Consider the following 15,097-nt stretch of genomic DNA (forward strand, 5'->3'; position numbering starts at 1 on the left):
GCGAATAAATGCGATTTGCGGTCATAGCGCGGGTATTCGGCATACTGTTGACGGTGTTCAGCCTTACACTGCTGCCCCCCATCGGCGTATCCCTGTGGTACGAAGACGGTACTCACGTTGCGTTTACCGTGGCCTTCGGTATCACCCTGCTCACCGGCCTGTTTATGTGGCTGCCGGTACACGACCTCAAGCAGGACCTGCGCACCCGCGACGGCTTCGTGGTGACCTCCCTGTTCTGGCTGATTCTCGGCAGTTTCGGTGCCCTGCCACTGATTATTTCCACCCAGCCGGACCTGACCATAGTCAACGCCATTTTCGAGTCCATCTCCGGACTCACCACCACCGGCGCCACCACCATTGTCGGGCTGGATACCCTGCCCCCGGCGATACTGTATTACCGCCAGCAGTTACAGTGGTTTGGTGGTATCGGGGTAATTGTCATCGCACTCGCCATTTTGCCGATGCTGGGTATCGGGGGGATGCAGCTGTACAAGGCGGAAATGCCCGGCCCGGTCAAAGACACCAAGCTCACCCCGCGTATCGCAGAAACGGCGCGCGCCCTGTTCGTGATTTATATCGTGCTCACGATTCTGTGCGGTATCGGTTACTGGTGGGCCGGCATGAGTGTGTTCGACGCGGTGGGCCACGCCTTTTCCACCGTGGCCAACGGGGGCTTCTCCACCCACGACGCCAGTATGGGGTTTTACGCCCACAACAACGCGATCATGGCGATCGCCATCATTTTCATGCTGACCGCGGCAATCAACTTCGGCCTGCACTTTTACGCGCTCAGCAACAGGACCGTGCACCACTATTGGAAAGACTCTGAATTCCGCTTTTATGTACTGGTTACCCTTGGAGCCAGTGCCATCATCATCGGCTACCTGTACATGTCCGGCACTTTTGATATGCGCGGCAGCATGCTGCACGGTGCTTTTCAGGTAGTGTCGATCGGTACTACTGCCGGCTTCGGCTCGGAAAGCTTTGCCCTGTGGCCGGCGTTCCTGCCGTATATTCTTTTATTGCTGGGTATTATGGGCGCCTGTGCGGGTTCCACTTCCGGTGGTATCAAGGCGGTGCGGGTAATGCTGATTGTAAAATCCGGCCTGCGGGAATTGAACCGTCTGGTACACCCCAATGCCGTGGTGCCAATCAAGGTAAACCGCAAAATCGTCCCCGCGCGGGTTACCGATGCCGTGTGGGGATTTTTTGCGATTTATATCCTGTCGTTCTTCCTGCTCACCATTGTGGTGATGGCGACGGGCGAAGACTTTGTAACCTCGTTTTCCACCGTCGCCTCCTGCCTTAGCAATATCGGCCCCGCCCTGGGGGATGCCGCGGCGCACTACGGGGAGGTCAACGAAGTGGCCAAGTGCTTCCTGATTCTCGCGATGCTGATGGGACGACTGGAAATTTTCACTCTGCTGGTCCTGCTGACACCCGCGTTCTGGCGTCACTGAATTTTATTCAAGCAGGTCTTTCTCACCGCGGATGATATGCCAGTAGCGCGGAACGAATCTCACCAGCACCCAGATTTCCAGTAGTGCCCCTAACAGGGTCAACGCATCCAGTGTCTGCTCGAAAATCTTCTCCGCCCCGGATGTCTCTGGAAAGTACTCGATGGCAACCTGTTCCGCAAACCCCATCCCCAGCACCAGAAATGCGAGCGCCATGGCCGCTTTGGACAGCAATCCCGGCGCGATCATCACCTCTTTCTTCAACCACCAGAACAACACCGGCACCACACTCAGCTGGATTGAGAAACGGACAATTACCAGGGTGGTGTAGACCCCGCTGATCGATCCGTAGCTCCACAACAGAGGAATCAGGCACAGGATAAAAAGACGGTCTGCCACCGGGTCCAGCAGCGAGCCGAAATGGGTATGCCAGTGAAACCTGTGCGCCAACCAGCCGTCCAGCAAGTCACTCAACGCTGCCACGCAAAACACTATCAGCGCCATCAGGTTGTGGCCGGACAGGGACAACCAGAACATCACCGGTATCAGGATCACCCTGAACAGGGAAATCCCATTGGGCAAATGCCGCCACGGAGAGTTTACTCCGCCAGCCGGTGCAGGTTTTATCTTGTACTTTCTTCGGCTCATGGTACGTCGGTATCAATCCACGTACGTATGAGCTTAATAGATATTTGGCGGCACGACCGAACCGTGGCATTGGCCGCCACGGTGCTCGGTACCTTTGGTCGGTGCGCCCTATGGCGCCGGTCCAGCTGTGGCCCAAGACTCTGATCTGCGCAGTAAGACTGCAGCTACCCTAAAGATCACGAGTCATGAAATTGACTGCAAAGGTCGATAATTTTTTAACTTTTACGGCTACTTTCGTCTCAGCGTTTTTTGTATATGCGGCTCTTCCCATCGGGAATTTTTCGGAACCGTTTGTATTCCCACTGATACTGTTCCGGCGCTTCAGCAATGCAGGATTCGACACCGCGATTGAGAGCCGCGAGCGAAACTTTTACTTCTTCGCTGTAAATCGCCTGCTCCGCGGGTAACAGCACCAGCTCAAAGCCATCTGACACGCGTTTGGCAAAACCGAATACGACCTTGCAGCCGGTGCGCTGGATCAGGTTGTAGGCAAGGGTCATGGTGAGGGTGGGATGGCCAAAAAACGGGGCAAAGTCCCCCCCGGAAAGGTCCGGTTCCTGGTCCGGCAAGACACCGACGATGCCGCCGTCGCGCAGGGCTTTGAGCAGCGCGCGCACGCCGCGCACGTTGGTGGGCACCAGCTTCGCGCCGGTTTTCTCGCGGCCATCGCGGATGACAGGGTCCAGTGCTTCGATTTTTGGTGGCGCATACAGGCTGGTGGTGGGACCGACGGTGGCCAGAAACTGACCGAAAATTTCCCAGTTGCCGATATGGGGTGCGAGTACCAGTACTCCCTTACCCTCTTCTACCCCGTCCGTCAGCAGCTGCTGGTTGCGCACCCGCGCAATATGATCTTCGGCGTGACTCCAGGGCCTGCGCCACAGGGTCGCCATTTCGAAACCGGTGGTTACCGTACTGATGACGCTGGTGCGCGCCAGCTTTTCGCGTTCTTCAGCGGTCATTTCCGGGTAGCAATGCGCGATATTGATACGGCTCACGCGTAGCCCGTCTCCGCGGGCCCACACGGTGCCATATCCAGCCCACTTGCCCAGCCGGCGCGACCAGCTCAACGGCAGGCTACCAATCAGTTTCAGGGTGCCCGCAGCCAATTGCCCTTTGATATCCAAGCGTTACATCCTTCTCTGTGGGGCTGTTGCCCCGGAAACTCACTGTGAGCTCCAAATTCTTAGCAGATTGGCCGTTTTCTGGCCATCTATTTACCTTCAATGCCCGGTGCGCTGTTTAGCGTGCAACCCGCTGCCGCTATAATTGCGCCCCTTGTCTTTTCACCCAGCTGAAACCGGAGATTGTGGTGTCCGAGCAACAAACCAGCAGTTCTGCCCCCGCGCAGGACCTGAGCACCTTTCAGGGACTGATTTTTACCCTGCAAGAATACTGGGCGCGCCAAGGGTGCGTCATTCTACAGCCTCTGGATATGGAAGTGGGCGCCGGCACCTTTCATCCCGCCACCTTCCTGCGCGCCATCGGCCCGGAAACCTGGAATGCGGCCTATGTGCAGCCCTGCCGCCGCCCCACCGACGGTCGCTACGGTGAGAACCCCAACCGTCTGCAGCACTACTACCAGTACCAGGTGGTAATGAAGCCCTCCCCCAGCAATATCCAGGATTTGTACCTCGACAGCCTGCGCGCACTGGGGATTGATCCCGCGGTGCACGATATCCGCTTTGTAGAGGACAACTGGGAATCCCCGACCCTGGGTGCCTGGGGCCTCGGCTGGGAGGTGTGGCTGAACGGTATGGAAGTGACCCAGTTCACCTACTTCCAGCAGGTCGGCGGTATCGAGTGCTACCCGGTCACCGGTGAGATCACTTACGGTATTGAGCGTATCGCCATGTACCTGCAGGGCGTCGAATCCATCTACGACCTGGTGTGGACCCGCAATGCGGACGGCACCCCGGTCACCTACGGCGATGTCTTCCACCAGAATGAAGTGGAGATGTCCCACTACAATTTCGAACACGCCGATGTGGAGTTCCTGTTCGCCACCTTTGACCACTGCGAACGCGACAGCCAGCGACTCATCGATCTCGGCCTGCCCCTGCCCGCCTACGAGCAGGTAATGAAAGCTTCCCACGCCTTCAACCTGCTGGACGCGCGCCACGCAATTTCCGTCACCGAGCGCCAGCGTTTCATTCTGCGCGTACGCACTCTGGCGCGCGCAGTGGCTCAGGCCTATTTCGATGCGCGCAAGGCGCTCGGTTTCCCGCTTGCCGATGAGAAGGTTCGCAACGAAGTGCTGGCCCAGGCTGAAAAAGCCGAAAGCAAAGGCAAAGCGAAGAAGGAGAAGAAGTAATGGCTCAGGATTTTCTGGTTGAACTGGGCACCGAAGAGCTGCCCCCGAAAGCCCTGCATACACTGATGCAGGCCTTTGCCGACGGTATTGAAAAAGGCCTGAAAGACGCCGAACTGGATTTCGGTGCAGTCAAAGCGTACGCCAGCCCCCGCCGCCTCGCAGTTGCGGTCAGTGATCTGGCAGAGCAGCAGCAGGACAAGCAGGTCGAGAAACACGGCCCGGCCGTAGCCGCTGCCTTTGATAAGGACGGCAACCCCACCAAAGCAGCACAGGGTTTTGCCCGCGGCGCCGGCGTCAGCGTTGAAGAGCTGGCACGGGTACAGACCGACAAGGGCGAACGCCTGGCATTTATCAGCGAGCAGAAAGGCGAAGCGACCAAAAACCTGCTGGGTGATATTGTGGCCGGTTCCCTGGCGCAACTGCCGATTCCCAAGCGTATGCGCTGGGGCGCGCGCAAAGAGGAGTTTGTGCGTCCGGTGCACTGGCTGCTGATGCTGCTGGGCAATGAAGTTGTAGATGCAGAAGTCCTCGGCCTGAAGTCCGGCAACACCACGCGCGGACACCGCTTCCACTGCAACCAGGAATTGCCGGTTGTCTCCGCCAAAGATTACGTGCAGAAGCTGCGCGACCCCGGTTACGTCGTGGTCGATTTTGCCGAGCGCCGCGAAATGATTCGCGAACAGGTTCAGGCCGAGGCCAATAACGTCAACGGCGAAGCCGTGATCGACAACGATCTGCTGGACGAAGTAACCGCGCTGGTAGAGTGGCCGGTAGCACTGACCGGACGCTTCGAAAAGCGCTTCCTGGACGTGCCCGCCGAAGCACTGATCTCCTCCATGAAGGAGCACCAGAAATATTTCCACGTGGTGAATGAAGACGGCAACTTGCTGCCGTTCTTTGTCACTGTATCGAATATCGAAAGCACCGATGCCAAGCAGGTGATCGAGGGCAATGAGCGGGTAATCCGCCCGCGTCTGTCTGATGCCGCCTTCTTCTTTGATACCGACAAGAAAACCAGCCTCGAAGCGCGTCGCGAAAAGCTCAAGTCCATCGTATTCCAGCAGAAGCTGGGGACCGTGTACGACAAGACCGAACGCCTGGCAAAACTCGCCGCTGCAATTGCGGAAAAAATTGGCGGCGATACGGCACTGGCGCAACGCGCGGCGCAGCTGTGCAAATCCGACCTGGTCACCGAAATGGTGTTCGAGTTCGCGGATATGCAGGGCATCGCCGGCTACTACTACGCCGAGAACGATGGCGAGCCGCTGGACGTGGCCAAAGCGATGTACGAGCAGTACATGCCGAAGTTTGCCGGCGACCAGCTGCCGGTCAGTGAAACAGGCACTATCGTGGCCCTGGCCGATCGTATCGACACCCTGGTGGGTATCTTCGGTATCGGCCAGCCGCCCAGTGGTTCCCGCGATCCGTTTGCACTGCGTCGCGCCAGCCTGGGTGTATTGCGTATTCTGGTGGAGAAGAATATCGACCTGGATCTGCGCGAACTGCTCACCCTCGCCCGCGATGGCTACCCGCGCACCGCGCTGGCAGAACACGACACTGTGGTCGGCCAGACACTCGCGTACATGATCGAGCGTTTCCGCGCCCGCTACGAAGATGCCGGTATCAAGGCGGAAGTCTTCCTCGCGGTTTCCGCGCGCAAGCTGTCCCGTCCGCTGGATATCGACAACCGTGTGAAGGCCGTACACAGCTTCAGTCAACTGCCGGAGGCAGAAGCGCTCGCCGCCGCCAACAAGCGGGTATCCAATATTCTCGCGAAACTCGATGGCGATACGCCGAGCGAAGTCGACCAGGCGCTGCTGCAGGAAGATGCAGAAAAAGCCTTGTACCTGGCGATCCGCGATGCGGAGGAAGCGGTTGCACCGCTGTACGCCGAAGCGCGCTTTGAAGAAGGTCTTGCCGGCCTCTCCGGCCTGCGCGAAACCGTGGACAACTTCTTCGATGGTGTGATGGTAATGGCCGAAGACGAACAGCTGCGCAACAATCGCCTGGCATTGCTGGCACAGCTGCGCGCCCTGTTCCTCGAAGCCGCGGATATCTCCCTGCTGGCCCCCGCGAAGTAGTAGCTAACGCCATGGCCATCATCATTCTCGACCGCGACGGCGTCATCAATCACCAGTCCGGTGACCACGTGACCAGTGTCGACGAATGGACTCCTATCGCCGGGAGTATCGAGGCCATGGCGCGCCTCAGTCAGGCGGGCCACCAGTTGGTGATCGCCACCAATCAGAGTGGCCTCGCCCTGGGGCTGTTCGATCTCGACGACCTTGAAGCCATGCACGCAAAACTGCGTGCACTGGTGGAGGATGCCGGCGGCGAAGTGGCGGGAATTTTTTACTGCCCACACAGCGATGCAGATCACTGTCGCTGCCGCAAACCAAATACCGGCCTGCTGGATGCCATCGAGGCGGAATTCGATACCAGCCTGCACGACTGTTATTTCGTGGGTGACCAGCGCAAGGATCTGGAGTGCGCTGTCGCCAAAGGGTGTAAGCCCGCACTGGTACAGAGTGGACGCGGTGAGCAGACCCTGGCTTCACTGCTGGAAGACCCGGACCCCGGATTGGCCGCAACCGCAGTATTTGCAGACCTCTCTCAATTTGCGGACTTTGTGCTGCAATAGATCTACAGCTTTCTCCATTTTCGATTTGTTTCCTGTCATCGCGCGCACTTCATATTCGCCGGTGGCGCCCCCTTTTCTTTCCGGAGTTCCACCGTGCAACAACTGATTCTTAACCCCCGCGCCGAGCGTCGTCTCAAACTCGGGCACCTGTGGATTTACAGCAATGAAGTGGACACAGCGCGCAGCCCGCTCAAAGGTCTCGAGCCGGGCAGCCAGTGTGAGATTCTCGACAGCAAGGAGAAGAGCCTCGGCTATGCGCTGGTTAATCCCAACCAGCTGATCTGCGCGCGACTGGTTTCCCGCAAAGGGCCGTTTACCGGCAAGATGCTGAAGCGTCGCCTGGAAAGTGCGCTCGCCATGCGCGAGCGCTACTTCCCGCATCCCAGTTACCGGATGGTGTACGGGGATTCCGATGGCCTGCCCGGATTGGTGGTGGATCGGTTCGGCGATTATCTGGTGGTGCAGATCAGCAGCTGGGGCATGGAAAACCTGGTGCAGGAGATTGTCGATGCGCTGGTGACGCTGGTTAACCCTAAAGGCATTTTGCTGCGCAACGATCACCAGGGGCGCAAGGTGGAAGAGTTGCCTGACCTGTGTGAAGTGGCCCACGGCGAGGTACCAAAGATGGCGCCGTTCGAGGAAAACGGTGTGCCGTTGCTGGCACCGGTAAACGAGGGACAGAAGACCGGCTGGTTCTACGATCACCGCGAGAATCGCGCGCGCTTGAATCAATGGGTAAAGGGTCAGCGCGTGCTGGACCTGTTTTCCTATGCGGGCGGCTGGGGTGTGCAGGCACTCGCTCACGGCGCCCGGGAAGTCACCTGTGTGGATGCTTCTGGCCAGGCTCTGGACTGGTGCGACGAGAATGCGGCACTGAACAATCGCCAGGCTGACCTGATTACCATCCAGGGCAAAGCCGTGGATGCGATGAAGGAACTGATTACCGCCGGCGAGCGCTACGATGCCATCGTGCTGGACCCGCCCGCATTTATCAAACGTCGCAAAGACCAGAAATCCGGTGAGGCCGCCTATCGTCACATCAACGAGCTGGCACTGCGTCTGCTGGAAAAGAATGGCTTACTGGTGAGCGCTTCCTGCTCCATGCATCTGGAATCGGATACGCTGCTGGAGATCCTGCGCGGTGCGGGTCGCCATCTGGACAAGTCCATCAGTATTATTGGCAGCGGCGGCCAGGGCGCTGACCACCCGATACACCCCTCCATACCGGAAACCCGCTATCTGAAGGCGCATTTCGCACACCTCTCGGGGACGGTTACCGTTTAAAGAAGCCTGTTTGATATAGGCACAAAAAAAACCCGGCAATGCCGGGTTTTTTATTTTTGCGCGGTGGGGAAACCGATCAGAAGCGATAGGTCATACCGACCGAGGCAGTGCGCGGGCGGTTGGCACGGGCACCGTCCGGGGCGCGATTCACAATGGCCTGCTTGTCCAGCAGATTGTCGATCTTCAGGTAGCCAACAAAGTCGTCGGTGAAATCATAATGGGCGGCCGCATCCAGCACCCACAGGGATTCGGTGTAATCGGAACGGCTGGTCGCAGCGCGGTTACAACTGTTGTTTACACACATCTCATCCTGATAAGCCGCGGTCAGGTTGACCCGCCAGGCGGCGCCACTGTCGATTCCGGTAGTCAGGGCAAATACCTGTTCAGGCAGATAGGCAAAGTTGTCGCCCGCTGCGAGGCCACTTTGGCCGTCGCTTTCCAGGTATTCGTCGCTGTCCTTGCTGATTTCGGCGTCGGTCCAGGTATAACTCGCTGTCAGCGGAAGGGTCCAGCCGTTAGCAAGTACCCACTCCGACCCCAGGGAGGCCTCCAGGCCACGGATCTCGGATTCACCCAGGGCATAGTTACCACTCTCAGCACCGTTGGCACAGGGAGCCGCCACGGAGCAGTTCTGCACCGAGCTTTCGTAATCACTGAAGAAGGCGATCACTTCACCGCGCAGGGTGCCGCCTGTGAAACGCGCGCCCCACTCATAGTTGGTGGAGAGGTCGCCGGCTTCGCCGTCGCTGGAACCGCCACCGGGAGGCGCAAAGCCACGGTGAACACCAGCGAGCAGGGTCCAGTCGCCATTCAGCTGATAGGTCAGGCCCAGGCCCGGCAGCCACTCGCTCACCGAGTTGGATTTGCTGCTGCCCTTTTCGGTACGGTCGACGTCGTTGTAGCGCTGCTGTGCGGTGTTCACGTCCTCATATCGCAGGGTGGCGGTCACGGCCAGGGCATCGCTCATCTGTATCTGGTCGTAGATGAACAGGGATTTGGCGCTCGCATCCTCGATGCGGTTATTACTGGAACTTGGATCGACCACTTCCTTGAATACCAGCGTGCCGTTCACCTGGCTGTAGTTTTCCACCGGCTGGAAGCGATCAACCTCGTCCCAGTGGCGGCGCACACCGAATTCGAGCTCGTGCGCAATATCGCCGGTCTGCAGCGCCCAGTCGGCGCTCACCTGTACACCGCGGGATACGTAATTGCGGTTGTTGTGCTTGATACCGAAGTCGTAATCCTGAGTACCGTTGAGCACCGCCTGGGCATCGCTGTCGCCGTCGTTGGCGTCATTGATCAAACCACCGAGGCTGGTCTTGAACCAGTCGCGCTTGAACTTGTTGTAGTAAGCCTGGGTGTTTACGTTGAAGCTGTCACTGAGCGCAATGCTGTGGTTCAGCTGCACGGTACTGTGACGGTTCTGCATCTCATCCAGGGCACTGATACCGTAGCGACGGTTGGGATCCGCGGCGAAGTCCGCATCGGTGAGGCCCAGATAACTCATGCCGGACTCCTCTTCGGAGTACTGCAGCTTGATATCCAGTTGCTGGGCATATTCGGCGCCCTCGGCGGACTTCAGGCGCCCTTTTACCAGGTAATCTTCCTTGGCAATGTCGGCGCTGTCGGCGCGGTCGATATCGCGGAAGCCATCGGCCTGCTGTTGGTGGGTTTCAACCAGCCAGCCTGTGGTTTCGGTACTGCTGCCGTAATAGGTGTGCAGGCGGTTTTCACCGTACTGACCCGCTTCCAGCTGCACGCTACCGGCGCTGGCTTCGGGAATCGGGGTGCTCAGCATGTTGACCGCACCACCGACGGTGAAGGGGCCGTATTTCAGGGTGCCCGGGCCCTTGAGGACTTCGATACTGTTCAGGCGACCAGCGGTGGGGAAGTAATAGGCTTCCGGTGCAGAGTACGGAGCGGGAGCTACCAGCACGCCGTCTTCCATCAGTGAGATCTTGCTAGAGCGACCGCCGTCGGCACCGCGGATACCGATATTCGGACGCAGGCCATAGCCGTCTTCCTCGCGCAGATAGACACCCGGCACGCTGCGCATCATGCGGTTGATATCCACAAACTCGAATTTCTCGAGCTCTTCCGCGCTCACCAGGTGCGCGGAGCCCGGCAGTTTGTGCAGGGTCTGGGTATTCCCGAGTACGGATACGGTTTCCAGGGTATCTGCACTTTGGGTTGTGCTCTCTTGCGCCGCAAGCGCAGGGCTGGTCATCGCTATGGCCAGAGACAGGGAAATTGGGTGCAGTGCAAAACGGCGCACAAGGCTCTCCTTAGTCCGGGTAGTGTTGTTATGGAGGTTGTTAATGAGATTGATTATATTTCTTTATACAGATCGTGTCATGATCTGTAGTTGGTTTTTTCAGGTACGTCTGTGCCGTTTGGAGGGCTATTGCGTCGAGCCTAGGATTACCAGTTACATCTATCTGGTAGGTGGAGAATCTATGCTGAGACCGCTTCAGGAATCCGATATAGAGCGTCTGTCGCAACTCTGGTTGCACCTCGCATGCAGCAGTCACCCAAGCGTGCCGGTTAAATTCTGGATGGCGGAAGCGCGGGCACTGCGCAGACAGTTAACTACCCAGTATCGCGCCAGCCAGTCGTCTTCGACAGGCGTCAGTCACTGGGTCTATACCCGGCCGGGTAGTGATATTGCAGAGGGGCTTGTGACCATCACCGACAACCTGCACGTAGAAACCATCTTCGTATCCCCCGGAGAACAGGGGCGCGGTGTGGGCAGCGAGCTGATGGCACAGGCAAAATTTGGTCGCATACAGCTCGAGACACGGGTGCTGGAGGAAAACCTGCGGGGACGCTACTTCCTGCAACAACACGGCTTCGCTGAGACCGATCGAGCGTTCAACCAGGCCGCGAACCAGGATGAGATCGTGATGAATTGCCGTGTTGCCTGACGAAGCTCCCAGAAAGAAAAAAGCCCGATCAGTGAAAACTGATCGGGCTATCTATACGAGATAGATGTGAGCGCTTACATACTGCTTACCCTATCTCTCAACCGGGCTTGAAGTCTTAGACGTCCAGGTTTTCCACCGCCAGTGCATTGCTCTCGATGAATTCCCGACGGGGCTCCACCTGGTCTCCCATCAGGGTGGTGAAGATCTGGTCGGCAGCGATCGCATCTTCCACAGTAACCTGAAGCATGCGACGGCTTTCCGGATTCATAGTGGTCTCCCACAGCTGCTCCGGGTTCATCTCACCCAACCCCTTATAGCGCTGGATGCTGTAGCCGCGGCGACTTTCGTTCATCAGCCAGGCCAGTGCTTCCGGGAAGCTGCTTACCGGCTGACGTTTTTCACCGCGCTGGATAAAGGCACCCTCTTCCAGCAGATCCTGCATCTTTTCGCCCAGCTGACAGATAGAGCGGTACTCTGCAGATTCGAAGAATTCGTGGCTGACCGTGTAGCGACTGCTCACACCGTGAGCCACGATGTCGATGGTTGGCAGGAACAGGTTGCGCTCAGAATCTTCCGAGACGGTGACCGCATGGCGGCGGCCACCGCCCTCGCCTTCACTTTCCAGTAGCTCGTGCAGCTTCTGCGTCCATTCGCGCATATGCGCTTCCGACTGCAGCTCTTCCGGCTTCAGGCTCGGCAGATAGACCATACTCTGCAGTACTTCTTCCGGGTACAGACGGGACAGGCGGTCGATGGTAGCCATCACCCCGCGGTATTCCTTCACCAGGGATTCCAGCGCAGTGCCAGACAGTCCCGGTGCTTCCGGATTTACGTACAGGGTGGCGCTTTCCAGGGCGGCATTGGTCAGGAACTGGGTAAGTGCCGCCTCATCCTTCAGGTACTGCTCCTGCTTGCCCTTGCCGATTTTGTACAGTGGCGGCTGGGCAATAAACACGTGCCCGCGCTCGATCAGTTCCGGCATCTGGCGGAAGAAGAAGGTCAGTAGCAGGGTTCGGATATGTGCACCATCCACATCGGCGTCGGTCATGATGATGATGGAGTGATAGCGCAGCTTGTCCGGATTGAATTCGCTCTTGCCGATACCGCAACCCAGCGCGGTAATCAGGGTGCCGACTTCGGCACTGGACAACATCTTGTCGAAGCGGGCTTTTTCGACGTTCAGGATCTTACCCTTCAGTGGCAGGATCGCCTGGGTGCGGCGATCGCGCCCCTGCTTGGCAGAACCACCTGCGGAATCACCCTCCACCAGGTACAGTTCGGAAAGCGCGGGGTCTTTCTGCTGACAGTCCGCCAGCTTGCCGGGCAGGCCGGCGATATCCAGTGCGCCCTTGCGGCGGGTCATTTCCCGCGCCTTGCGCGCCGCTTCCCGGGCGCGTGCGGCGTCGATCATCTTGCCCACCACCGCCTTGGCTTCCTGCGGATTTTCCAACAGATAATCGTTGAAGGACTGCCCCATCTCCTGCTCAACCGCGGGCTTAACTTCCGAGGAGACCAGCTTGTCTTTGGTCTGGGAGGAGAATTTCGGATCCGGTACTTTTACCGAAATGATCGCGGTGAGCCCCTCGCGGGCGTCGTCACCGGTGGTGCTTACCTTGTCCTTTTTACCTACACCTTCTTTTTCGATGTAGTTATTCAGTCCACGGGTCAAAGCCGCGCGGAAACCAGCCAGGTGGGTACCACCATCGCGCTGGGGAATATTGTTGGTGTAGCAGTAGATATTTTCCTGGAAGGAGTCGTTCCACTGCAGCGCCACTTCGACTGCGATCCCGTCTTCGCGCTGGTTCTGGAAGTGCAGTACCTTGTTGATCGGGGTTTTGTTCTGGTTGAGGAATTCCACAAAGGCGCGCAGACCGCCTTCGTACTCGTAGACTTCCTCTTTACCGCTGCGTTCGTCGCGCAACACGATACGTACGCCGGAGTTCAGGAACGACAGTTCGCGCAGGCGCTTGGCCAGCTGTTCGAAGTGGAATTCGATATTGGTAAAGGTGTCTGCCGAGGGCTTGAAGTGCACCGTGGTACCGGTGGTATCGGAATCTCCAACAACGGCCAGAGGCGCTTCAGGAACACCGTGGCGGTAAACCTGCTCATGGATCTTGCCTCCGCGACGGATGGTGAGCTTTAACTCCGCCGACAGTGCGTTCACCACGGAAACCCCCACACCGTGCAGGCCGCCGGATACCTTGTAGGTATTGTCATCGAACTTACCGCCCGCGTGGAGTACGGTCATGATCACTTCGGCCGCGGAAACGCCCTCTTCCGGGTGCATTTCGGTGGGAATACCACGACCGTTATCGGAAACACTGACGGATTCGTCCGGGTGAATGATCACACGAATCTCGTCGCAATGCCCCGCCAGTGCTTCGTCGATGGAGTTATCCACCACCTCGAATACCATGTGGTGCAGGCCGGTGCCGTCATCGGTATCACCAATATACATCCCGGGGCGCTTGCGCACTGCATCAAGGCCCTTGAGCACCTTGATGCTACTGGAATCGTAGTTATTCTCTTCCGACATTCTGTTGCTCCGTTCACGCCCGGCGTGGTTGCCCGGCACTCTGAGTTTGAAATTCTTTTCAGTCTGACAATCGTTCTTTGCGCATACACATCGCACGCCCTGTCCGGCCTTACTCGCCTGCCCGACAGTGTTTAATTTTCCGCTGCAGTTACGACCCCATGTTCCACGTGGAACATCTTCGGCGCATTCCACGGCTCCGGCAGTTGTAGCCAGGGCCGCGCTGTGACGGAGTGTTCAATTCCCGTAACCAGAACCTGACTGGCACAGGCGCTTACCCAGTGGGCAAATAGCGCCTGATTCCCCTCATCAAGCTCTGACGGAAGATCATCTACCAGAAACACCGCCTTCTGCGCACCCTCGACCACCGAAGCCATTGCCGTACGCAACGCACAGACAGCCATCTTCTGCTGCCCCCGAGAGAGAACGGCATGGGCAGGCTGGCCGTGGATAACAAAGCGCAAATCCGCTCTGTGGGGGCCAACCCGGGTAAAACCCTGGGCAAGATCACCCTCTCGTGAAGCCTGCAAGGCCTCCCCCAGGCTCAACTCCTTCTTCCAGCCGCCTCTGTAGTGAAGCTGTAGCGCCCCGAACACTGACTCGGGTAGATCCAGCAACCGACGCTGGAACTGGACATTCAACCGCGAGAAAACCTCTCGGCGAAGCATGTCTACCGCCTCACCACTTTTGACCAGCTGTTGTTCCCATGGATCCAGGGATTTGGAGTCGATTTTACCACGACGAAGCAGTGCATTGCGCTGCTTCAATGCAGTCTGATAGACCTTCCACTGCAGAGCAAAGCCATGTTCCACGTGGAACACTGTCCAATCCAATAATTGCCGCCTAACCCCTGGACCACCGTCCAGCGCGGCAAAGCTTTCGCTGTTAATTACCTGTAACGGCAGGCAGGACGCCAGCTGGGAACTACTTTCCGCCGGCGATTGATTGATACGAATCCGGCCCTGCCCATCCCGACGCTTCTCAACACCCAGCGTTGTGCCACCAGCCAGGCGCGCAAAAACCGCCAATACATCGGCTTCGTGACGAATCACTGTCTGACTCTGCCGGGAGCGGAAAGAGCGGCCACTGGCGAGCATATGCACCGCCTCGAGCAGCGAGGTCTTGCCACTGCCATTGGCACCACAAAACAGGTTCACTGCCGGTGCCAGCTGCAAATCCACAGACACGATGTTTCGAAAGTTACTCAGGACCAATCTGTTCAGCGCCACAGCACGACTCCGCTGAAAAACACCGACAGACACATACGAAAAGACCGCCACCCTGTCTGGGTGGCGG

11 protein-coding genes are annotated in these 15,097 nt (G+C 58.1%); 6 read left to right on the forward strand and 5 right to left on the reverse strand.

From position 1 onward, the window contains the following. Positions 1-8 precede the first annotated feature (8 nt). Positions 9-1,460: a TrkH family potassium uptake protein gene (locus tag HUW35_RS06440; RefSeq protein ID WP_181254779.1), complete on the forward strand. Its 1,452-nt coding sequence runs from the start codon at positions 9-11 to the stop codon at positions 1,458-1,460. Positions 1,461-1,463: 3 nt separating this feature from the next. Here HUW35_RS06440 and HUW35_RS06445 read toward each other — a convergent pair whose 3' ends face one another. Both HUW35_RS06445 and HUW35_RS06450 read right to left on the reverse strand, forming a co-directional pair. Continuing rightward, positions 1,464-2,105 carry a CDP-alcohol phosphatidyltransferase family protein gene (locus tag HUW35_RS06445; protein ID WP_181254780.1) on the reverse strand — a complete coding sequence of 214 codons (642 nt, stop codon included), beginning with the start codon at positions 2,103-2,105 and terminating at the stop codon, positions 1,464-1,466. A 239-nt stretch (positions 2,106-2,344) separates the two neighbouring features. Continuing rightward, the gene (locus tag HUW35_RS06450; RefSeq protein WP_181254781.1) at positions 2,345-3,232 is read right to left on the reverse strand and encodes a lysophospholipid acyltransferase family protein; all 888 of its coding nucleotides are present in this window, start codon (positions 3,230-3,232) and stop codon (positions 2,345-2,347) included. Between the two features lie 185 nt (positions 3,233-3,417). Here HUW35_RS06450 and glyQ point away from each other — a divergent pair, with 185 nt between their 5' ends. From glyQ to HUW35_RS06470, 4 genes are read left to right on the forward strand one after another with little or no spacing between them, the layout of a single operon-like run. Then, complete coding sequence (gene glyQ / locus HUW35_RS06455; protein WP_181254782.1) at positions 3,418-4,419, forward strand: glycine--tRNA ligase subunit alpha; 1,002 nt, start codon at positions 3,418-3,420, stop codon at positions 4,417-4,419. Continuing rightward, the gene (gene glyS / locus HUW35_RS06460; protein WP_181254783.1) at positions 4,419-6,500 is read left to right on the forward strand and encodes a glycine--tRNA ligase subunit beta; all 2,082 of its coding nucleotides are present in this window, start codon (positions 4,419-4,421) and stop codon (positions 6,498-6,500) included. The genes glyQ and glyS overlap by 1 nt, the downstream gene beginning before the upstream one ends. Before the next feature lie 11 nt (positions 6,501-6,511). After that, a complete protein-coding gene (gene gmhB, locus HUW35_RS06465) occupies positions 6,512-7,060 on the forward strand; it encodes a D-glycero-beta-D-manno-heptose 1,7-bisphosphate 7-phosphatase (RefSeq protein WP_181254784.1) in 549 nt (182 codons plus the stop codon). A gap of 51 nt (positions 7,061-7,111) precedes the next feature. After that, positions 7,112-8,344 (forward strand): class I SAM-dependent rRNA methyltransferase, encoded by a 1,233-nt coding sequence (locus tag HUW35_RS06470; protein WP_370464616.1) that lies wholly within the window; start codon positions 7,112-7,114, stop codon positions 8,342-8,344. Between the two features lie 76 nt (positions 8,345-8,420). Here the strand turns inward: HUW35_RS06470 and HUW35_RS06475 are convergent, their stop codons facing one another. Beyond that, positions 8,421-10,619, reverse strand: coding sequence for a TonB-dependent receptor domain-containing protein (locus tag HUW35_RS06475; RefSeq protein WP_181254786.1), 2,199 nt, complete (start codon positions 10,617-10,619; stop codon positions 8,421-8,423). A gap of 181 nt (positions 10,620-10,800) precedes the next feature. Between HUW35_RS06475 and HUW35_RS06480 the strand changes: the two genes are divergently transcribed. Continuing rightward, entirely contained in the window at positions 10,801-11,268 is a 468-nt protein-coding gene (locus tag HUW35_RS06480; protein WP_181254787.1) for a GNAT family N-acetyltransferase, read from the forward strand. A 115-nt stretch (positions 11,269-11,383) separates the two neighbouring features. Here HUW35_RS06480 and gyrB read toward each other — a convergent pair whose 3' ends face one another. Together gyrB and recF are read right to left on the reverse strand one after the other, a co-directional pair. Next, positions 11,384-13,804 carry a DNA topoisomerase (ATP-hydrolyzing) subunit B gene (gene gyrB / locus HUW35_RS06485; protein WP_181254788.1) on the reverse strand — a complete coding sequence of 807 codons (2,421 nt, stop codon included), beginning with the start codon at positions 13,802-13,804 and terminating at the stop codon, positions 11,384-11,386. A gap of 131 nt (positions 13,805-13,935) precedes the next feature. Continuing rightward, positions 13,936-15,030 carry a DNA replication/repair protein RecF gene (recF, locus tag HUW35_RS06490; RefSeq protein ID WP_181254789.1) on the reverse strand — a complete coding sequence of 365 codons (1,095 nt, stop codon included), beginning with the start codon at positions 15,028-15,030 and terminating at the stop codon, positions 13,936-13,938. Positions 15,031-15,097 lie beyond the last annotated feature (67 nt).

The organism is Microbulbifer sp. YPW1, assembly GCF_013367775.1.
In the GTDB taxonomy this organism is placed as follows: Bacteria; Pseudomonadota; Gammaproteobacteria; order Pseudomonadales; family Cellvibrionaceae; genus Microbulbifer.